This window comes from Pseudomonas sp. GNP013 (genome assembly GCF_054343995.1).
Map to the genome: position 1 here is coordinate 3341151 of NZ_JBTGUT010000001.1, position 18737 is coordinate 3359887.

Below are 18737 nucleotides of genomic sequence, written 5' to 3' on the forward strand. Positions count from 1 at the left end.
CATTATTCGCCAACGCTGATTTTCAGGCCGGCCGCTATGGCAAAGGGTGTCAGGGTTACCGCCAGGGCGGTCAGGCTGCCCAGCCACAACAGGTAACCGCTGGCCGGCAGCCCTATGAGCGCGGCCTGCAACGCACCGCTGCCGAGGATCAACACCGGGATATACAACGGCAGAATCAACAGGGCCAGCAGCAGGCCGCCGCGCTTCAAACCGACGGTCAACGCAGCGCCCACCGCCCCCAGCAGGCTGAGCACCGGCGTGCCGAGCAACAAAGACAGTAACAATACCGGCAGACACTCGACGGGCAAGCCCAGCATCATCGCCAGCAGCGGCGCAAGCAACACCAGCGCCAGGCCGGAAAACACCCAGTGTGCCAGCACCTTGGCCAATACCAGAAGCGGCAACGGGTGCGGCGAAAGGACCCACTGCTCCAGGGAGCCGTCTTCGAAATCACTGCGAAACAGCCCGTCCAGCGACAGCAGCACGGATAACAGCGCGGCCACCCACACCAGTCCCGGGGACAAGGTTTGCAACAGCCCGGTCTCGGGACCGACTGCCAACGGGAACAGCGCAATGACGATGGCGAAGAATACCAGGGGGTTGGCCAACTCGGCCGGGCGACGGCACAACAGCCGCGCCTCGCGGGCGACCAGCAGGGCGAACACACTCATGCCGGCCACCGGCTCAGGTCCAGCTCGCGGTAACCGGCGGGCATGTGCGCGAGGGTGTGGTGCGTGGTGAGCACTACGCTGCCGCCCTGCTCACAGTGCCTGGCCAGGTGCTTTTCGAGTTGGGCGACGCCTTGTGTGTCCAGAGCGGTAAACGGCTCGTCGAGGATCCACAACGGCGGGCCGGGCAGATACAGACGCGCCAGCGCCACGCGACGTTGCTGGCCGGCGGACAGGGTGTGGCACGGCACGTCTTCAAAGCCCTTGAGGCCGACAGCGGCCAGGGCCTGCCAGATCGCGTCGCGACTGGCCGGGCGATGCAGGGCGCAGAGCCAGCCGAGGTTTTCTTCAGCGCTGAGCACGTCCTTGATCCCGGCAGCGTGGCCGATCCAGATCAGGTTGCGTGCAAGCTCGCGGCGTTGCTCGTCCAGCGGTTTGCCGTTGAGCCGCACCACGCCTGCAGTCGGCTGCATCAACCCCGCGAGCAGGCGCAGCAGACTGGTCTTGCCGCTGCCGTTGGGGCCGCTGACCTGCACCATGTCGCCCGCCGCGATCCGCAATTCGAGGTGTTCGAACAGCAGGCGCAAATCGCGTTCACAGGCAAGCGCTATGGCTTCAAGAAGAGGGCTGGTCAAAAGATCGTGGGCCTTTACGGTTCAAGTCGGCGGTGCGGCGGCCGTTATAGAGAGCAGCACAATAACGGCTTTGGCGACTGATTTAGAGAGCGGGATCAAATGGTTGTGAGGTTTTTAGCGCTCTCTGTGCGCACGGGCGGCATTATACATGCGATGTCCTACGCTAAAGAGGGCAATTTCCCCAGAGATGGCGCGCACGATGACCGGTGAAATCAACCTTCCCACGCTTGCTCCCGTCCCGGCGGCAGGGCCCAGTGCTGCGCCCGCGGTGGGCCAGTTGCTGAAACTGCTGGAGCCACAGGTCGGGCTGATCGACGCGGGAAAAACCGCGAATGCCGAAGTCATCGCGCTCAAACAAGGCGGTGAGGCGTTTCAGTTGCTGCTCAAGCTGACGCTCGACGGCGGCCGCCAGACGCTGGTGCAGGCCAGCAGCCCGCAACCGCTGCCGTTGGGCAGTAACGTCGCAGTCAGCCAGACGCAGGCAGGCAACCTGACGTTGAGTCTGCAGCAGGCCATGAGCGCCAATGTCGCCGCCCTGACCAGTCTCGACACCGAGCAGTTGCCGGTCGGCACGCTGTTGCAGGCCAAGGTGCTGACCACCCAGGTGCTGCCCCAGGGCACTGCGCAACCGGCGGTCTACCGCTCGCTGGTCACGGTGCTCAATAATGCCTTGGCTGGCGCCACACTGACCGTAGAGAGCCCGCAGCCGTTGCGGGTGGGCAGCTTGCTCAGCGCCGTGGTGCAGAATGCGCAAACGCTGAATTTTGTGCCGCTGAGCGGGCTTCAGGACCAACTGGCCGTCACCCAGCAGCTCGCGACCCAGCAAAGTCGTCAGGGCTCGCTGGATGCGGTGTTCACCGCCCTGCAGAACCTGCCCCGTGGCGACAGCGTCTCAGCCGATCTGCGCGCAGCGGCCGACCGCTTGTTGGCGGCATTGCCGGATCTGGCCCAGGTGAGCAATCCCAAGGTGCTGGCGCAAGTGATCCAGAACAGCGGCGCTTTTCTTGAAGCCAGATTACTGGTCGGGCAAAACCCGCAGATTCCGCCGCTGGATATGAAAGGCGCGCTGCTGCGCCTGGTCGCCGACCTGCTGCCCGCCCTGCCCGCGTCCACCCACCTGGGCGCCATTCTTGCCGCCAACACACTGGCCCAGGCCATGCCGAATTTCGTGCGCAGCCCGCTCGGTACGCTCGGACAGGTCGGCGCGCGCCAGGCGCCCGCCGGCTTCCCGTTGCCCGAGCGGCTGATGGCGAAACTGGAAGGCGAAGGCGATCTGGAAAACCTGCTGCGCCTGGCGGCCGGAGCGATTTCCCGGCTACAGAGCCATCAACTGTCGAGCCTGGAACAAACCGGCCTCACCGCCGATGGCCGCCTGCAAAGCACCTGGCAAATGGAAATCCCCATGCGCAACCTGCAGGACATCGTGCCGTTGCAGGTCAAGTTCCAGCGCGAAGAGCCCGCGCCGGACAAGGATGAGCCCGAACGCAAGGCCAGCAAGGACGCCAGGCAGATGCTCTGGCGCGTCGAGCTGGCGTTCGACATGGAGCCGCTGGGGCCGTTGCAGGTCCAGGCGCAGTTGAGCCAGGGCAAACTGTCCAGCCAGTTGTGGGCGACACGGCCGTTTACGGCCAGCCTGATCGAAAGCCATCTGGGCACGTTGCGCGAACGCCTGGTGACATCCGGCATCAACGTCGGCGACCTCGATTGCCATTTGGGCACACCGCCACGCGGCCCCAAAACCGGACTGGAACAACGCTGGGTGGATGAAACCGCATGAATGACGCCCACTCACCCCGCCAGGCGATTGCCCTCAAGTACGACGGCCAGCAGGCACCGACCCTCACCGCCAAGGGCGACGACGCCCTGGCCGAAGCCATTCTCAAGCTGGCCCGGGAAAACGAAGTGCCCATTTATGAGAATGCCGAGCTGGTGAAGCTGCTGGCGCGCATGGAACTGGGCGACAGTATTCCCGAAGAGTTGTACCGCACCATCGCGGAGATCATCGCGTTTGCGTGGACGCTGAAAGGTAAATTCCCGGTGGGCTACGACCCGGATGCAGGGCCGGTGGAGCGCGACGTTACCGAACGCGGCGACGATTACTGAAGCACCCATAACTCAATGTGGGAGGCTCAGCCAAATCTTCGACTTAGCACGTTTGCGCAGCAAACTGGCGCCTCTGTGGCGGGCGCGTTCTCTGTGGCGAGCGGGCTTGCCCTAATGCCGTTCAGTTAAGCGCAGATTCCCTGTGGCGAGCAGGCTTGTCCTGCGTTGGGTTGCGCAGCAGCCCCAAAGCCAGGCGCTGAGCCGTATCAGGTACACCGCGTTTTGCTCGATTGGGGGGCGCTTCGCACCCCAACGCGGGGCAAGCCCGCTCGCCACAGAGATTGGGTTACTTGAAACTTCAGGCTTTAAAATCAACAGGTTATTTTTTGTTTGATACAAGCGAGGGCTTACCCTCGCCCACAGTGGGATCGGTGGTCAGTTCAAGACTTCGCTCAAAGGGATGAAGCTGACGCGGTCTCCGAGAGCCAGCGTGGTGCCTTCCAGCACTTCCACAAAACCCTCGGCCCACGCCGCACTGCGCAGCACGCCGGAGCTCTGGTTGCGGTAGATGATCGCCTGGCCCTGCTCGATGCGCCCGCGCAGGTATTCGCGGCGGTTGCCGGGCTTGGGCCAGACGAATCCCGCCGGTACGTCGAAACGCAGCGGCTCGACGTCAGGCACGCCCTGGCGGCGCAACAGGTAAGGCCGGGCCAGCAGCGCGAAGGTCACCAGGGTGGACGCTGGATTGCCGGGCAGGCCGATCACCGGCACGCCACGAAAATGTCCGAACGTCAGCGGCTTGCCGGGTTTGATCGCAAGCTTCCACAGGGCCAGTTCGCCCTCTTCACGCAGAGCGATGCCAAGGAAGTCCGCTTCGCCTACGGAAACACCGCCGGTGGACAGGATCAGGTCGACGCTGCCAAGGCCTGCCAGGCGCGTACGGGTCTGTTCAAGATCATCCGGGAGGATGCCGGCGTCGATCACTTCACAGCCCATGCGCGTTAGCCAACTGCACAATACGCGGCGATTGCTGTTGTAGATCTGGCCTGGGCCCAGGGGCAGCCCGGGTTCGATCAACTCATCACCGGTCGACAACACGGCCACGCGCACGCGGCGCACCACGTCCAGGCGATCACGTCCAAGCGACGCAGCCAGCCCCAGCTCTATGGGGCCCAGGCGCGTGCCGGCGGCCAGGACCTTATCGCCGACGGTGGTTTCCTGGCCCTGGGGGCGGATGTTCTGCTGCGCCTGCAACGGCTCGCTGAAACTCACGCGCTCATCGGCGTGAACCACCGCGTTTTCCTGCATTTCCACGCAGTCGGCGCCCTCCGGCAGCGGCGCACCGGTGAAGATCCGTGCACAAGTACCTGCCGCCAGCGGCCTCGGCGCCTGGCCGGCGAAGATGCGCTGGCTCACCGCCAATGGCTCGCCATTCCAGTCCGCCAGACGCAGCGCGTAGCCGTCCATGGCGCTGTTGGGCCAGGGTGGCAGGTCGAGGGTGGACACCAAATCCTGCGCCAGCACACGGCCATCGCCGTCAGCCAGCATCAGCACTTCGCGCTCGCTAATGCGCGCTGCGTCAGCCATGTCCAGCAAGCGTTGCAGGGCTTCTTCCACCGGCATCAGGGCGCCGGTCTTGCCGGGCTTACCCACGTGATTCACAGGGCTCGGCCTGCTTCAAATGGGGTACGAAGTTGCAGGGCCGATGGCGGTTATCCAGTTGCTCAGCGAGGATGCCGTCCCAGCCGGTGCGCACCGCGTTGGTGGAACCCGGCAGGCAGCACACCAGCGTGCCATTGGCCAGGCCGGCGAGGGCGCGGGACTGCACGGTGGAGGTGCCGATATCGGCCACGGAAATCTGGCGAAACAGCTCGCCAAAGCCATCGACCTGCTTGTCGAGCAGGCAGCTTACGGCTTCGGGGGTGCTGTCGCGGCCGGTGAAGCCGGTGCCGCCGGTGATCAATACCACTTGCACCACGTCTTCGGCGATCCAGTGGGCCACCTGGGCGCGAATCTTGTAGAGGTCGTCCTTGAGCAATACGCGTTCGGCCAGACGGTGGCCGGCGGCGGTGAGACGGTCAACGAAGACCTGGCCCGAGGTGTCGGTGTCCAGGGTGCGGGTGTCGCTGACAGTCAGTACGGCAATATTCAGGGGTACGAAAGGCGCATCAGCCTTGGCTTTCATGGCTCGGTCCGGTTGTCGAAGGAACAGCCCGGTGTTATATCACAGGCCCCTGTTGAGCTGCCGCTGCGGAGCCGCCATGTCTGTTGATTCTTCCCCACTGCCCTGCTCGGTCCTGCTGCTGGCCGGAGGCCGCGGCCAGCGCATGGGCGGTCAGGACAAGGGCCTGCTGGACTGGCGCGGCCAGCCCCTGATCGCCCACCTGCAGCGCCTGACGCGACCGCTCACCGATGACCTGATCATCTCGTGCAACCGTAACCATGAACGGTACGCGCCGTATGCCGATCAACTGGTGAGCGACGACGATGCGGATTTTTCCGGGCCTTTGGCAGGCATTCGTGTGGGACTGGCCGCCGCACGTCATGCGCATTTGCTGATACTCCCGTGCGACGTACCGCAGATCGATGCGCGATTGCTTGCCGACCTTCGTGAGACGGCGCAACGCAATCCTCGGCTGCCGGTCATGGTGCGCCATGGCGAATACTGGGAACCCTTGATCTGCATTATTCCCACGGCGCTCGGAGCCGAAGTGCAACGGGCCTGGGACGCCGGTGAGCGCAGCCCGCGCAGAATCTTCCTGCAATGCGGTGCAATCGGCCTGCAGTGCCCGACTGATGACCCGCGCCTGGCCAACCTGAATACGCCGGACCTGTTGCTTCAAAGGTCCGGCGTGTCAGAATGAGCCTCGCACAAGGAACTTGCAGGCGTCTTACACGTCTCAAGGTCAGCCATTAAGAAGCAGTATTCTCTCGGAGACAAACTCATGACTCAACGGACCATCGCCGCTCTCATGCTTGCACTGGGCCTTGCCACCCTCGCCGGTTGCGCCTCGCCGACAGTGATCACCCTGAATGACGGTCGCGAAATCCAGGCCGTCGATACCCCGTCGTTCGACAAGTCGTCGGGCTTCTACGAGTTCGAACAACTGGACGGCAAGCGCACCCGCCTGAATAAAGACCAGGTTCGTACCGTTAAAGAGCTGTAAGCCCACGGCTTGCACACAAGGCCCGCCTCGCGCGGGCCTTTTTGTTTGTGCGGGTTACCAGTCGAGGGTGATACCGCTGCGAAAACTGCGTTGCTGTCCGGTGACCGGGTCGATAAACCGCACGCCCTGGGCCAGCAGTTTGAGGGGGTTGGCATAGTCGTCTTCGGCATCCTTGATCACGTCCGGATAGAACGGATCGTTGCAGATACTCGCGCCAAGCGCCGTCATGTGCACGCGCAACTGGTGCTTCTTGCCGGTGACGGGAAACAGGCCGTAGCGCCACAATCCGGCGTTTTTTTCGCGCACTTCCACCGCCGTTTCGGTATTGCTGACGCCAGGTCCTTCCTGCATGCGAAAGAACGGCTGGCCCTCCACCAGGCGACTTTTGTGCACCAGGGGAAAGACGAGGTCGGGTAAGGCCGGGGCGATGGCTTCGTAGAATTTGTCGATGCGCCGCGTGGGAAACAGTTGCTGATAGGCCGAGCGGCTGCGGGGGTTGGCAGAAAACAGCACCAGCCCGGCGGTGTGTCGGTCAATCCGATGCAGGGGCACCAGCGAAGGGTTGTCCAGGCGATGAATCAGACGGCGTAACAGGGTCTGTTCGACGTACTCACCGGCAGGCGTCACCGGCAAAAAATGCGGTTTGTCGGCCACCACCAGATGTTCGTCGGCGTAGAGGATGGTTTCCTGCACCGGGATCACTTTCTCGTTGGGCACTTCACGAAAGTAATGGATGCACAAGCCCTCTCTGTAGGGCAGTTGCGTGTCGATCGCCTTGCCGTCGCTGTCCAGCACCCTGCCACGGGCGATACGGTCCAGCCATTGCTCACGACTGATCGCCGGAAAATGCGCACACAGGCATTCGAGCACCGTAGGCCAACGGCCAGGAGGCAAATACAAGGTACTGGCTTGGTGCCGGGAGGCGGAAAAACCGGAAGTGGACATGCGTGAGACCTTGGCTGAAACAGGCCGGCATTATCCCGCATGGAGCGGGATTGAGCCTAGGGCAGATCTCAGGCCTTGACCAACTGCGTGCGCAGAATCGGCGAGGCACTGGCGGCTTCGGTGAACTCCTTGAGCCAGCGCAACACGTCTACCGCTTCCCAGCGACCAGGATCATAGAGCGCGTACAACAAGCCCTGGTAACCCACCACATCCAACTGTTTGTGATAACCGGCACGCTGAAACAATGCCTCGATTTCCGCAAAGCAGGTGTTGAAGTGCACTTTGTTGAACGGCGTCTTGCCTTCCGTGACCAGGCCGTCCAGGCGCAGCTCGCTCACCGCATCGCGCACAATGTCGACGGACATGCGATTGACGCTGCTTTTCAGTTGTTCAACATTCACCACGGGCGTTCCCTCAATTCAATCGCTGTACAAACATACAGTAAAGTAATATTCGGAAATCCGCCATGGCCTGTATGTCAGCCGAGGAAGGCAATCACCTGGGCAGTGTCGAACGGCCAGTCGAGTTCGGCCCCCGTGTCCACCCGGCGAAGTACCGGAATCCTTAGGCCGTAGAGGTCGGTAAGGTCCTTGGGAGCGGTGATATCCACCCGTTCGACCCACAACCCGTGTTCGACCAACGGCATGATTTCGGCCTCGGCTATCTCACAAAGATGGCAACTCAGGGTGCCGAACAGCTGGCATTCAGGCAGCATGATGTGGGGACCTGATCAAAAAACAGGCACTCATTCTAAGCGTTTCAGGTGCCCGGCACAGCCTTGCAAGGCTCACGGCCCCACCGCCCGCATTCAGCGCAACCGCGAGGCCCGCGCACCAAGGTGCGGCAAAAGCGTCGGCAGACAATTACACTGAACCTTCGGCACCGCCCGCGACTCGAAACCACACGTACCGATCAGCCCATCACGGAGATAACCATGGCCAGAAAAACAGCACAGACCGCCCAAGAGATACTCATGGCGGATTTTCAAACCCTGGTAAGCGATACCGAAAAGCTGCTGGACGACACCGCCATCCTCGCCGGCGACCAGGCTGACGAGCTGCGCAGCAAGATCCACGAGAGCCTGCTCAAGGCTCGCGAAACCCTGCAAACCACCGAAGATTCCCTGCGCGAGCGCGGGCAGGCGGCCGTCACCGCGACTGAAGATTACGTGCAGGCCAACCCCTGGCAGTCTGTCGGCATCGCTGCCGGCGTAGGCTTTTTGATCGGTCTGCTGGCTACAAGGCGCTAAATCATGGCTATCGGCGAAAGCGGCTCGTCCACGGGCCAAGGTTCGACTTCACGACGTCTGGGCGCAGCCGTACTGGGCTTGCTGCACAGTCACGTCGAGTTGTTTGGCATCGAATTGCAGGAACAGAAAGCCCGTACCGTCAGCCTGCTGCTGTTCGCCGGCCTGGCGCTGGTGTTTGCGCTGCTATTACTGGTGGGGCTGTCGACCCTGGTGATGATCCTGGTGTGGGACACCGGTTATCGTCTGACCGGCATTATCTGCCTGTGTGTGTTCTACAGCCTGGCTGCAGCCTTCTGCGGGGTGCGTTTGAAAGCGGCGGTGTTCGACGAATCCACGCCGTTCCACGCCACCCTCGAAGAGCTGGCCAATGATCGGGAGCGCCTGTTGCCATGAGCCGCAATGAAGTTGTGAACACCGACTCCCGCCGCGACATGCGCAAGGCGTTGATTCGCCTGCGCATGGAAATGCACCGCCAGGAGATTCGCCACGAGTCCCAGCAATTGATGGCGCCCCTGCACAAGATGCGCGACATGCGTCATAACTGGCAGGACAGCCTGGGCGTCAAGCACGCGCCACTGTGGGGTATGGCAGCGGTGACCCTGATGGGATTCTTCACCGGCAAGGGTGCCAAAAGCGGCAGCATCAGCAGCGTGACACGCTTGGTGCGGCTGGGCGCCGGCTTGATCCCGCTGATCAAACTGGCGATGGCAGGCGCTTCACGCAAACGCTAAGCGTTGCTGGCTGCAATCTTGCAAGTATCGTCAAAGATAGAAACGGCCCGGCCCTCGATATCGAGGGTCGGGTCTTTTTTTGCCCACGTGCTAAGGAGGCCCCGTGATCGACGGGCAACCGCTCGCCTGTTTCCAGCCGTTTATCGATACCGCAACCGGGCGCATTGCCGGCGTCGAAGCCTTGGGTCGCCTGCGCCAGGCTGACGGGAGCCTGCAATCGGTAGGCCCGCTGTTCGCCGACCCACGCACGCCGGGAGCGGCGTTGCGTCGCCTGGACCGGCGGATCCGCGATAACGCCCTGAGCCGCCTGCATGAAGCGCCGCAGGACTGGTTCCTGAGCCTGAATATCTCGCCTCGCTGGATCAATCGCCTGCGCCCGGGCCAGGCACTGCCGAGCCTGAAGCAGCTGCAGACCCACGGTGTCGACCCACGACGCATTGTGTTCGAGATCACCGAGCTGGGCGGCAATATCCAGCGCCTGGCCGATGTAGTGGTGCGTTATCGCGAGGCCGGTGCGCGTATCGCCATTGATGACTTTGGCGCCGGCTATTCCCAGCTCGACCGGGTGCTGGCGCTGCAGCCGGACATCCTCAAGCTGGACATGCGGCTGTTCCAGGCGGCGGCCGAAGGCGGGCCGAGCAGCGATGTCGTGCGGGCACTGGCGCAGATGGCGGAAAAGACCGGCTGCTGGATCATCGCCGAAGGCGTGGAAACCGAAGCCCAACTGAGCTTCGCCCTGGAATGTGGCTCGCGCTATGTGCAGGGCTACCTGTTTGCCCAGGCACAGTTGGACTGGTTTGCCACCGATACCTTCGTGCCGCGCTTTGCCCACCTTCGCAACGCGTACGTGCAGCAGAAACTGGCAGAACGCGGGCGCGTCATGCACCTGCGCGAGCAATTGACGCAGCTGATGAGCATCCTGCAGGGCTGGGCCCAGGGCCAGGCGCCGCTGAACCAATTACCGCCCCTGACGGATTTCCCCTGGCTGTTGCGGTTCTACCAGTGCGACCGCCACGGTACCCAGCTCACACCCAATATCGAATGGCGCGAGTCTGCCTGGCACAGCGACAGCCACTACCTGGGCCACAACTGGTCATGGCGCCCGTACTTCTATCACTTGCTGGCCGAAGGCTGGGAAGAGCGGCGCCTGATCCTGTCCTCGACCTACCGCGACGCCACCACCAACCAGTACTGCCTCACGGCCGGACAATTCTTCGACAACGGTCAGCGTTTGCTGTTAATCGACATCGATGCAGCCGGTCTGTAGATTTTTGCTTGCCCCGCCAGGGCGGAACCGGGAAGCTGGGCGGGTCATTCACCGCACGGAGAGTAACCGCCTTGGATTGGCCCACCCTGCTGACCCGCGAACGTCTTGGAAAACCCCTGCACAGCCCCGAAGAACTAGGCCGCAGCCCGTTTCACAAAGACCATGACCGCATCATTTTCTCCGGCGCATTCCGCCGCCTCGGCCGCAAGACCCAGGTGCATCCGGTGTCGAGTAACGACCACATCCACACGCGCCTGACCCACTCCCTGGAAGTCAGCTGCGTCGGCCGCTCCCTGGGCATGCGCGTGGGCGAAACCCTGCGCAGCGCCCTGCCCGACTGGTGCGACCCGAGCGACCTGGGCATGGTGGTGCAATCGGCCTGCCTGGCCCACGACATCGGCAACCCGCCATTCGGTCATTCGGGCGAAGACGCCATCCGCCACTGGTTTCAGCAGGCCGCCGGGCGTGGCTGGCTGGACGACATGAGCGGCGCCGAGCGCAACGACTTCCTCAATTTCGAAGGCAATGCCCAGGGCTTTCGCGTACTCACCCAGCTGGAATACCACCAGTTCGACGGTGGCACTCGCCTGACCTACGCCACCCTGGGCACCTACCTGAAATACCCCTGGACCGCACGCCACGCCGATGCCCTGGGCTACAAGAAGCACAAGTTCGGCTGCTATCAGAGCGAGCTGCCGATCCTCGAACAGATCGCCCACAAGCTCGGCCTGCCGCAACTTGAGGAACAACGCTGGGCTCGCCATCCGCTGGTTTACCTGATGGAAGCCGCAGACGACATCTGCTATGCCTTGATCGACCTGGAAGACGGCCTGGAAATGGAGCTGCTGCAATACGCCGAGGTCGAGTCATTGCTGCTCGACCTGGTGGGCGACGACCTGCCGCAGACCTACCGGCAGCTGGGCGCCGAGGATTCGCGGCGGCGCAAGCTGGCAATCCTGCGCGGCAAGGCCATCGAGCACCTCACCAACGCAGCCGCGCGCGCCTTCGTTGAACAGCAGGACGCCTTGTTGGCCGGCACCCTGCCGGGCGATCTGGTGGAGCACATGCACGGCCCGGCCAAGCGCTGCGTACTGGATGCCAAGGACATGGCGCGCAAGAAAATATTCCAGGACAAGCGCAAGACCCTGCATGAAATCGGCGCCTACACCACGCTGGAAATCCTGCTGAACGCTTTTTGCGGTGCCGCCCTTGAGCAGCATGGCGGGCGTACGCCGTCGTTCAAGAACCGGCGCATCCTCGACCTGCTGGGCAACAGTGCGCCGGACCCGGCCTGGCCGCTGCACGCCTCGTTCCTGCGAATGATCGACTTTATCGCCGGCATGACCGACAGCTACGCCACGCAAATGGCACGGGAGATGACTGGGCGTTCGAGCCCGAAGTGAGCATGGGATCACGCCGCCTGTTATCTGAGCAGAAATTGCCTACGACGCTAACAGAGCGGCCTGATCGAATTCGCGCAGTTATCCAAAGAATAATCGCGCACGCTTCTGGCCGACTCAGCGAGTCATTCCCAAGCCCCCCTATCGCCGCTTGACTGCCCCGTGTGCCTTCCATGCCCGCTCGCACCGTTCGAATCCTGTTGGTGGAGGATCATCCCTTTCAACTCCTGGCCACCCAATGCCTGCTCAAAAGCTTCGGCTTCGAGCAACTGACCCTCGCAGAAAACGCTGAACAAGCCATCCATTCGATGTGCACCGCCACAGCCCCTTTCGATCTTATGCTCTGCGACCAGTGCCTGCCTGACCTGCCGGGGCTGGAGCTGGTGGAAATTGCCAGCCGCCAGCATTTCATCACCGGTGCCATTCTACTGAGCGGATTGCCAGCGATGGAGCTCTCCAACCTGACCCTGCAAGCCTTGCAACGCGGCCTGCCCATTCTTGGTTATTTACCGAAACCATTAAACAAGGACGAACTTTCAATGTTAATGGCGCCACTATTTCAACGCTGACTGTAGGATTTTAAACATCAGGCTGCGAAAAAAATTACTTGAAAAGCAACGTGATCTGCCTCGTGCCACCGGTTATTACTTTTCATCAAAATTTGCTTACACCAGATACCACAAAGCCTTAACGCTGCGTAGGTTGCCACCTTTTTTCATGTAGGAATTTTCCTGTTTTATACCTGTCTCCCCAAGGCTCATGCTCACCCCTCATCTTCTGAGCTAATGTGCCCGCTTTATTTGCACTTGCATGGAATGTGATTATGAACACCGTTTTTATCATTGATGACCATCCCGTTATCAGGCTGGCGATTCGAATGTTGCTGGAACATGAAGGTTATAAAGTCGTTGGTGAAACGGATAATGGCTGCGACGCCATACAGATGGTGCGCGAATGCATGCCCGACCTGATCATTCTGGACATCAGCATTCCGAAACTGGATGGCCTGGAAGTGCTCTGCCGTTTCAACGCCATGAACACGTCGATGAAGACTCTGATCCTCACCGCCCAATGTCCGACGCTGTTCGCCACGCGCTGTATGCGCTCGGGCGCCGACGGCTACGTGTGCAAAGAGGGTGACCTGAGTGAGCTGCTGAGTGCCATCCGCGCCGTACTGTCCGGCTACAACTATTTTCCCAGCCAGGCATTGAATGCCGGCAGCGCGGACGGCAACGACGCGGAGGAACTTGAATTATTTAAAATGGTAAATGACAGGGAACTGATGGTCTTGCAACTTTTTGCCCAGGGCCGTACTAACAAGGAAATAGCAAAAGGCATGTTTTTGAGTAATAAAACCGTGAGCACTTATAAAAAACGCCTTATGCAAAAACTGAAAGCCAAGTCCTTGGTAGAACTTATCGAGATGGCAAAACGAAACGCGCTAGTGTGAGAAAGCGGATGCCCAGCCGTATAAAGGACTATTTGGTTATATTAATTGCCGGCGTGTGCTTCAGCACGACCGCGCCCGCCGATCATCAAACCGGCCCGGAACACTTCACCTTACTGAGCCGTGCGGGTGCCGTTCAACTGGAGTCTCGACTGGACAGGACACAGCGCCAATGGTTGCAGAACAAACGCGAACTGGTGCTGGGGACTGCTGCGCCCGACTACCCGCCCTTCGACCTCACCTCCAGCGGTCGCGACTACGAGGGGTTGACCGCCGACTACGCAGGGCTGCTGGCCGATGCCCTGAACCTGCCCATCACAGTATTGCGCTATCCCACACGTGAGGCAGCAATCCGCGCCCTTGAATCGGGCGACATAGACCTGCTGGGCTCCGCCAATGGCTTCGAGGCCGCCAACGCGAACCTCGTGCTGTCGGAGCCGTACGCGGTGGATCAACCCGTGCTGGTGACCCGCGAGGGAGAAACCCGCAGCCTGAACGATAACCTGGCCGGGCTGCGCTTGAGCCTGGTGTATCACTACCTGCCGCTGGACGAAGTGGAAAAGCTGTACCCGCAAGCGCACATCAGCACCTATCCCTCGTACCAGAACGCCTTGAATGCAGTGGCGTTCGACCAGGCCGACGTGTTTCTGGGCGATACCATCTCCACCCATTACATGATCAATAAGGGCTACCTGAAGAATGTGCGCATGGCCAATTTCGGCAAACATGAAGCCTATGGTTTCAGCTTTGCGTTACGCCAGGACCAACGCATCCTGCTGTCCCTTGTCGATTCGGTACTGGCCGCGGTGCCGATCAACGAACGAGACAGTATCGCCAAGCGCTGGAGTGCCGGCAGCGATATCCTGCTGACGGACAAGAAGCTGCACCTGACGCCGCGCGAAGAGCGTTGGCTGCAGGAACATCCGGTGGTCAGCGTGCTGGTCAATGAAACCTTCGCGCCGCTGACCTTTTTTGACGCAGACGGCAAATTCCGTGGCGTCACCGCCGACTTGCTGGAACTGATTCAGCTGCGTACCGGCCTGCGCTTCGAGATTCGGCGCACGCGTGAAGTCAGCACGATGATCGAAGAGGTCAGCACCGGAAAAGCCGACATCATCGGTGCAATTATTCCCAGCGATGAGCGGGAGAACCAACTGAACTTCAGCCGTCCCTATCTGGAAAACTCCTACGTGCTGTTGACACGCAAGGAGCCCAAAGCCCCACTGAACCTGGAACAGATGGCAGGCAAACGCCTGGCGATCACCCAAGGCAACCCGCTGGTCAACATGCTCGCCCAGGACTTCCCGCTGATTCAACAGGTGGAGGCCGGCGATACCTTCAAGGCCTCCGAACTGCTGGCACAGGGACAGGTGGACGGCGCAGTTAATTCGCTGGTGATCGCCAATTACCTGCTGTCTTCCCAGGTGTTCCAGGACAAGCTGCAGATCAGCACCAGCATTGGCACCCTTCCGGCCACCTTTGCCCTGGCCACGTCGCGCGAAGCCACCGAGCTGAGTTCGATCCTCGATAAAGCATTGCTCAGCATTGCCCCGGATGAACTGGGCATCATCAACAGCCGCTGGCGGGGATACTCCACAGCCTCCGACAGCTACTGGCGCAACTACCACCGTCTGATCACGCAAATCATCATCGGCGCCGGGCTGTTACTGCTCACGTCCCTGACCTGGAACGCCTACATGCGCCGCCAGATCACCCAGCGAAAACGCGCTGAGCGGGCGCTCAACGATCAGTTCGAATTCATGCGCGCACTGGTCAATGAAACCCCGCATCCGATCTATGTACGGGATCGCAGTGGTTTGCTGCAGACCTGCAACGACAGTTACCTGCAGGCGTTTGGCGTCCAGCGTGAAGACGTGATCGGCAAAAACGTGACCCAGATGAACATGGCCATCGAGGCGGAAGCTGCGCAGTACCACGCCGAATACCAGCGAGTCGTGGCGCAGGGCAACCCGCTGATTCTGGATCGCACCCTGCATATCCAGGGCAAAAAGCTGACGATCTATCACTGGATTCTTCCCTATCGCGACTCGGTCGGGGAGGTCCAGGGCATCATCGGTGGCTGGATCGATATCAGTGATCGCCGCCAATTGTTCGACGAGCTGCGCGCGGCCAAGGAGCGCGCCGACGAAGCCAATCGAGCAAAAAGTACCTTCCTTGCGACCATGAGTCATGAAATCCGCACGCCGATGAACGCGGTGATCGGCATGCTCGAACTGACGCTCAAGCGCGCCGACCAGGGCCACCTTGATCGTCCGGCCATCGAGGTGGCCTACAACTCGGCCAAGGACTTGCTGGAGTTGATCGGCGATATCCTTGACATCGCGCGTATCGAATCCGGACGTTTGAGCCTGGCACCGGAGCGCGTGAATCTGCGAGAAGTGATTGAGTCGGTGGTGCGCGTATTCGATGGACTGGCGCGACAGAAAACCCTCAGCCTGCTGCTGGAGTTCAAGCCGGAGCAGGACGCTACCGAAGTGCTGATCGACCCGCTGCGCTTCAAACAGGTGCTGTCGAACCTGGTAAGCAATGCCATCAAGTTCACCGAACACGGGCAGGTAAAGATCAAGGTGGACGTGCAACCCACCGACCAGCCCCAGCAGGTGGAAATGAAGCTGGTGGTCGAGGACACCGGTATCGGCATCAGCCGTGACGACCAGATGCGCCTGTTCGAACCTTTCGCCCAGGCCGACAATTCCGGGCAACTGGCCAGGAGCGGTGCAGGTCTGGGGCTGGTGATATGCCGCAGCCTGTGCGCCATGATGGGCGGGCAACTGAGCCTGAGCAGTGTGCCGATGGTCGGCACCCAGGTGCATGTCCATTTGAAAATGCCGAGCCTGCAGCCGGTCGAGCGCGTGGACGAGCCAAAGCCGGCCGACCCCGCCCCTGCTGCGGTGCTCAACGTGCTGGTGGTGGATGACCACCCTGCCAACCGCTTGCTGATGTGCCAGCAACTGGGCTATCTGGGGCATCAGTTCACCGCTGCCCAACACGGTGCGGCCGGCTTCCAGGCGTGGCGTCAGGAACGCTTCGACCTGGTCATCGCTGACTGCAACATGCCGATCATGAACGGCTATGAGTTGAGCCGCTCGATCCGCGAATATGAACAGCGCGAGCAACTCCCCCCCTGTGTGGTGCTGGGCTTTACCGCCAATGCCCAGCCGGAGGAAAAACTGCGCTGCAAGGAGGCCGGCATGGACGATTGCCTGTTCAAGCCGATCAGCCTCACGGTGCTGGAGCGACAACTGGCGCAGGTCGAGCGACAATCCTGCGGCACGCCGCCGGCCTTCGCCAGCCTCGACCACTTGACGGGAGGTGACGCCCAATTGAGCCGCCGCCTGATGGAAGAGTTATTGAGCAGCAGTCGTGATGACCGTCAGGAGTTGATGGCCCTCACCGCGCAGCGCGCGAGCCTCCAGGCGTTCATCGAGCAGGCGCACAAGATCAAGGGCGCTGCACGCATCGTCCAGGCCGGCACTCTGGCCGCGCAGTGCGAGACCGTGGAACAGGCCTGTGCCCGGGAAGATGACTGGCCTGCAATCGAAGCGGCCATCAAAATCCTGGAAAAAGGCATGCTTGAGCTGGAGAGGACGCTGCTCATACAACTCAACAGCCTGAAGGCGCCAGGCTGATCAGCAATCCGTCAAACGTAGAAAAATCGCCGCCAGTTGTTCGATACCCGCCTGGTCCTGCTCGGTGAAGCGGGCCAGCGACGGGCTGTCGAGGTCGAGTACGCCAATCAACTGGCCATTCTTGACCAGCGGCACCACGAGTTCACTGTTCGAGGCGCTGTCGCAGGCAATATGGCCGGCAAACGCATGCACATCCTCCACCCGCTGGGTTTGTCGCGATGCCGCCGCCGCACCGCATACACCGCGGCCAAACGGAATACGCACACAGGCAATCTGGCCCTGGAACGGACCCAGCACCAGCTCTTCATTACGATTGAGGTAGAAACCGGCCCAGTTGAGGTCGTCCAACTGGTTGTACAGAAACGCGGAAAACTGTGCGCTGTTGGCGATGAAATCACGCTCATCCGCCAGCAGCGACTCCAACTGCGCGCATAACATGGCGTAGCCGTCCAGGCCGGTGCCTGCGTGTTGCAAATCGATCATGGTTGACGCTCCAGCAATTTGAGACCCACCCAGTAGCGGGCGAATTGATACGCGCAACGGCCGTTGCGGTTACCCCGTCCGGTGGCCCAGCGTACGGCGAGAATGTCGAGGGCTTCATCGCGCTGCCACTGCAACCCGGACGTGCTTGCCAGCTCGCCGATCCAGTGTTCGACCACATCGAGGAAGTGCTCCTGGGTAAACGGATAGAACGACAGCCACAAGCCAAATCGGTCGGACAGGGCAATCTTGTCTTCAACCGCTTCGCTGGGGTGCAGCTCGCCGTCGACGCGTTTCCAGTTGTCATTGTCGCTCTGGTTTTCCGGGACCAGGTGACGGCGGTTCGAGGTGGCATACAGCAGCACGTTGTCCGGCGCCTGCTCGAGCGAGCCGTCGAGCACGCTCTTGAGGATGCGGTAGTCGCCCTCACCGGCTTCAAACGACAGGTCGTCGCAGAAGAGGATGAAACGCTGCGGCAGCTTGAGCAATTGCTCGACCACGCGCGGCAGATCGGCCAGGTGGTCGCGCTCGATCTCGATCAGGCGCAAGCCGGCCTTGGCGTGCTCGGCCAGCAGGGCACGCACCATGGAAGATTTACCGGTGCCCCGCGAGCCCCACAGCAACGCATGGTTGGCAGGCAGGCCGTTAATAAACTGCTGAGTGTTGCGCGCCAGTTGCTCGCGCTGTTTGTCGACGCCGATCAGGTCGGACAGGCGCATGTCGAGGCTGACCTCCAGCGGCAGCAGGAAGCCGCTGCGGCCTTCGCGCTGCCAACGGGCGGCCAGGCACTGATGCCAGTCGATGGCTTGGCGGGGCGCGGGTAACAAGGGTTCCAGCCGCGCGAGTACCGCGTCGGCACGCTCAAGAAAAGCGTTCAATCGAGAGTCCACGTCTATTCCTCTGGCAAGTTCCTGCAAAAGATGGCGTATTGGCAGCCGTGCTGCTGGCCGCAACAGGCTGCACCTGTAAAAATAAACGATTCGTGCCGGGCAAGCCTTGGCTTGTGGATGTTCAGCTATGCTTGCCGGCGAAAGGAAACGTGAAGTGGTTCAACA

Annotated in this window: 21 protein-coding genes; 12 read left to right on the forward strand and 9 right to left on the reverse strand. The window is 61.3% G+C overall.

The window, feature by feature from the left end; genetic code table 11:
* Positions 1-2: 2 nt before the first annotated feature.
* Both ccmB and ccmA read right to left on the reverse strand, forming a co-directional pair.
* Positions 3-671, reverse strand: coding sequence for a heme exporter protein CcmB (gene ccmB / locus ACXX81_RS14465; protein ID WP_458571930.1), 669 nt, complete (start codon positions 669-671; stop codon positions 3-5).
* On the reverse strand, positions 668-1303 hold the full coding sequence (gene ccmA / locus ACXX81_RS14470) for a cytochrome c biogenesis heme-transporting ATPase CcmA (protein WP_458571931.1): 636 nt from the start codon (positions 1301-1303) through the stop codon (positions 668-670). The genes ccmB and ccmA overlap by 4 nt, the downstream gene beginning before the upstream one ends.
* 199 nt (positions 1304-1502) lie before the next feature.
* Here ccmA and fliK point away from each other — a divergent pair, with 199 nt between their 5' ends.
* Together fliK and ACXX81_RS14480 are read left to right on the forward strand one after the other, a co-directional pair.
* On the forward strand, positions 1503-3080 hold the full coding sequence (gene fliK, locus ACXX81_RS14475) for a flagellar hook-length control protein FliK (RefSeq protein ID WP_231423576.1): 1578 nt from the start codon (positions 1503-1505) through the stop codon (positions 3078-3080).
* On the forward strand, positions 3077-3406 hold the full coding sequence (locus ACXX81_RS14480; RefSeq protein ID WP_209980545.1) for an EscU/YscU/HrcU family type III secretion system export apparatus switch protein: 330 nt from the start codon (positions 3077-3079) through the stop codon (positions 3404-3406). Before fliK ends, ACXX81_RS14480 begins: the two co-directional genes overlap by 4 nt.
* Before the next feature lie 375 nt (positions 3407-3781).
* Here the strand turns inward: ACXX81_RS14480 and ACXX81_RS14485 are convergent, their stop codons facing one another.
* Entirely contained in the window at positions 3782-5008 is a 1227-nt protein-coding gene (locus ACXX81_RS14485) for a molybdopterin molybdotransferase MoeA (protein ID WP_458571932.1), read from the reverse strand.
* Entirely contained in the window at positions 4992-5531 is a 540-nt protein-coding gene (moaB, locus tag ACXX81_RS14490) for a molybdenum cofactor biosynthesis protein B (protein ID WP_057008368.1), read from the reverse strand. The genes ACXX81_RS14485 and moaB overlap by 17 nt, the downstream gene beginning before the upstream one ends.
* A 76-nt stretch (positions 5532-5607) precedes the next feature.
* On the opposite strand from moaB, the gene mobA reads away from it, so the two are divergent.
* Entirely contained in the window at positions 5608-6210 is a 603-nt protein-coding gene (mobA, locus tag ACXX81_RS14495; protein WP_458571933.1) for a molybdenum cofactor guanylyltransferase MobA, read from the forward strand.
* A gap of 81 nt (positions 6211-6291) precedes the next feature.
* Positions 6292-6513, forward strand: coding sequence for a YgdI/YgdR family lipoprotein (locus ACXX81_RS14500; protein ID WP_015371619.1), 222 nt, complete (start codon positions 6292-6294; stop codon positions 6511-6513).
* A 54-nt stretch (positions 6514-6567) separates the two neighbouring features.
* On the opposite strand, the gene ACXX81_RS14505 is transcribed toward ACXX81_RS14500, so the two are convergent.
* The 3 genes from ACXX81_RS14505 to ACXX81_RS14515 all read right to left on the reverse strand — a co-directional run bounded on the left by ACXX81_RS14505 (position 6568) and on the right by ACXX81_RS14515 (position 8173).
* Positions 6568-7458, reverse strand: coding sequence for a pseudouridine synthase (locus ACXX81_RS14505; protein WP_209980537.1), 891 nt, complete (start codon positions 7456-7458; stop codon positions 6568-6570).
* A 68-nt stretch (positions 7459-7526) separates the two neighbouring features.
* Entirely contained in the window at positions 7527-7862 is a 336-nt protein-coding gene (locus ACXX81_RS14510) for a transcriptional regulator (protein ID WP_458571934.1), read from the reverse strand.
* Between the two features lie 74 nt (positions 7863-7936).
* On the reverse strand, positions 7937-8173 hold the full coding sequence (locus ACXX81_RS14515) for a glutaredoxin family protein (RefSeq protein ID WP_209980535.1): 237 nt from the start codon (positions 8171-8173) through the stop codon (positions 7937-7939).
* Positions 8174-8392: 219 nt separating this feature from the next.
* Between ACXX81_RS14515 and ACXX81_RS14520 the strand changes: the two genes are divergently transcribed.
* The 8 genes from ACXX81_RS14520 to ACXX81_RS14555 all read left to right on the forward strand — a co-directional run bounded on the left by ACXX81_RS14520 (position 8393) and on the right by ACXX81_RS14555 (position 17202).
* Positions 8393-8707, forward strand: coding sequence for an ElaB/YgaM/YqjD family protein (locus ACXX81_RS14520; protein WP_057008372.1), 315 nt, complete (start codon positions 8393-8395; stop codon positions 8705-8707).
* Positions 8708-8710: 3 nt separating this feature from the next.
* Positions 8711-9100 carry a phage holin family protein gene (locus ACXX81_RS14525; RefSeq protein WP_057008373.1) on the forward strand — a complete coding sequence of 130 codons (390 nt, stop codon included), beginning with the start codon at positions 8711-8713 and terminating at the stop codon, positions 9098-9100.
* Positions 9097-9438, forward strand: coding sequence for a hypothetical protein (locus tag ACXX81_RS14530; protein WP_003233325.1), 342 nt, complete (start codon positions 9097-9099; stop codon positions 9436-9438). Before ACXX81_RS14525 ends, ACXX81_RS14530 begins: the two co-directional genes overlap by 4 nt.
* 103 nt (positions 9439-9541) lie before the next feature.
* Positions 9542-10705 (forward strand): EAL domain-containing protein, encoded by a 1164-nt coding sequence (locus tag ACXX81_RS14535; RefSeq protein ID WP_209980534.1) that lies wholly within the window; start codon positions 9542-9544, stop codon positions 10703-10705.
* Positions 10706-10776: 71 nt separating this feature from the next.
* Complete coding sequence (locus ACXX81_RS14540; protein ID WP_209980532.1) at positions 10777-12108, forward strand: deoxyguanosinetriphosphate triphosphohydrolase; 1332 nt, start codon at positions 10777-10779, stop codon at positions 12106-12108.
* A 170-nt stretch (positions 12109-12278) separates the two neighbouring features.
* The gene (locus ACXX81_RS14545) at positions 12279-12674 is read left to right on the forward strand and encodes a response regulator (protein WP_209980530.1); all 396 of its coding nucleotides are present in this window, start codon (positions 12279-12281) and stop codon (positions 12672-12674) included.
* A 254-nt stretch (positions 12675-12928) separates the two neighbouring features.
* Positions 12929-13555 (forward strand): response regulator transcription factor, encoded by a 627-nt coding sequence (locus ACXX81_RS14550; RefSeq protein WP_209980529.1) that lies wholly within the window; start codon positions 12929-12931, stop codon positions 13553-13555.
* A gap of 8 nt (positions 13556-13563) precedes the next feature.
* A complete protein-coding gene (locus ACXX81_RS14555; protein ID WP_458571935.1) occupies positions 13564-17202 on the forward strand; it encodes a transporter substrate-binding domain-containing protein in 3639 nt (1212 codons plus the stop codon).
* On the opposite strand, the gene msrC is transcribed toward ACXX81_RS14555, so the two are convergent.
* Together msrC and ACXX81_RS14565 are read right to left on the reverse strand one after the other, a co-directional pair.
* Complete coding sequence (gene msrC / locus ACXX81_RS14560; protein WP_231423567.1) at positions 17203-17685, reverse strand: free L-methionine (R)-S-oxide reductase MsrC; 483 nt, start codon at positions 17683-17685, stop codon at positions 17203-17205.
* Complete coding sequence (locus ACXX81_RS14565) at positions 17682-18572, reverse strand: ATP-binding protein (protein ID WP_209980523.1); 891 nt, start codon at positions 18570-18572, stop codon at positions 17682-17684. The genes msrC and ACXX81_RS14565 overlap by 4 nt, the downstream gene beginning before the upstream one ends.
* Between the last annotated feature and the right edge of the window lie 165 nt (positions 18573-18737).

Excerpts from the sequence above, each read along its gene's own strand:
- ACXX81_RS14550 (WP_209980529.1), top strand. The coding sequence starts at position 12,929 with ATGAACACCGTTTTTATCATTGATGACCATCCCGTTATCAGGCTGGCG.
- mobA (WP_458571933.1), top strand. The coding sequence starts at position 5,608 with ATGTCTGTTGATTCTTCCCCACTGCCCTGCTCGGTCCTGCTGCTGGCC.
- ACXX81_RS14530 (WP_003233325.1), top strand. The coding sequence starts at position 9,097 with ATGAGCCGCAATGAAGTTGTGAACACCGACTCCCGCCGCGACATGCGC.
- msrC (WP_231423567.1), bottom strand. The coding sequence starts at position 17,685 with ATGATCGATTTGCAACACGCAGGCACCGGCCTGGACGGCTACGCCATG.
- ACXX81_RS14480 (WP_209980545.1), top strand. The coding sequence starts at position 3,077 with ATGAATGACGCCCACTCACCCCGCCAGGCGATTGCCCTCAAGTACGAC.
- ACXX81_RS14505 (WP_209980537.1), bottom strand. The coding sequence starts at position 7,458 with ATGTCCACTTCCGGTTTTTCCGCCTCCCGGCACCAAGCCAGTACCTTG.
- fliK (WP_231423576.1), top strand. The coding sequence starts at position 1,503 with ATGACCGGTGAAATCAACCTTCCCACGCTTGCTCCCGTCCCGGCGGCA.
- ACXX81_RS14520 (WP_057008372.1), top strand. The coding sequence starts at position 8,393 with ATGGCCAGAAAAACAGCACAGACCGCCCAAGAGATACTCATGGCGGAT.
- ACXX81_RS14545 (WP_209980530.1), top strand. The coding sequence starts at position 12,279 with ATGCCCGCTCGCACCGTTCGAATCCTGTTGGTGGAGGATCATCCCTTT.
- ACXX81_RS14525 (WP_057008373.1), top strand. The coding sequence starts at position 8,711 with ATGGCTATCGGCGAAAGCGGCTCGTCCACGGGCCAAGGTTCGACTTCA.
- moaB (WP_057008368.1), bottom strand. The coding sequence starts at position 5,531 with ATGAAAGCCAAGGCTGATGCGCCTTTCGTACCCCTGAATATTGCCGTA.
- ACXX81_RS14555 (WP_458571935.1), top strand. The coding sequence starts at position 13,564 with ATGCCCAGCCGTATAAAGGACTATTTGGTTATATTAATTGCCGGCGTG.
- ACXX81_RS14515 (WP_209980535.1), bottom strand. The coding sequence starts at position 8,173 with ATGCTGCCTGAATGCCAGCTGTTCGGCACCCTGAGTTGCCATCTTTGT.
- ACXX81_RS14500 (WP_015371619.1), top strand. The coding sequence starts at position 6,292 with ATGACTCAACGGACCATCGCCGCTCTCATGCTTGCACTGGGCCTTGCC.
- ccmB (WP_458571930.1), bottom strand. The coding sequence starts at position 671 with ATGAGTGTGTTCGCCCTGCTGGTCGCCCGCGAGGCGCGGCTGTTGTGC.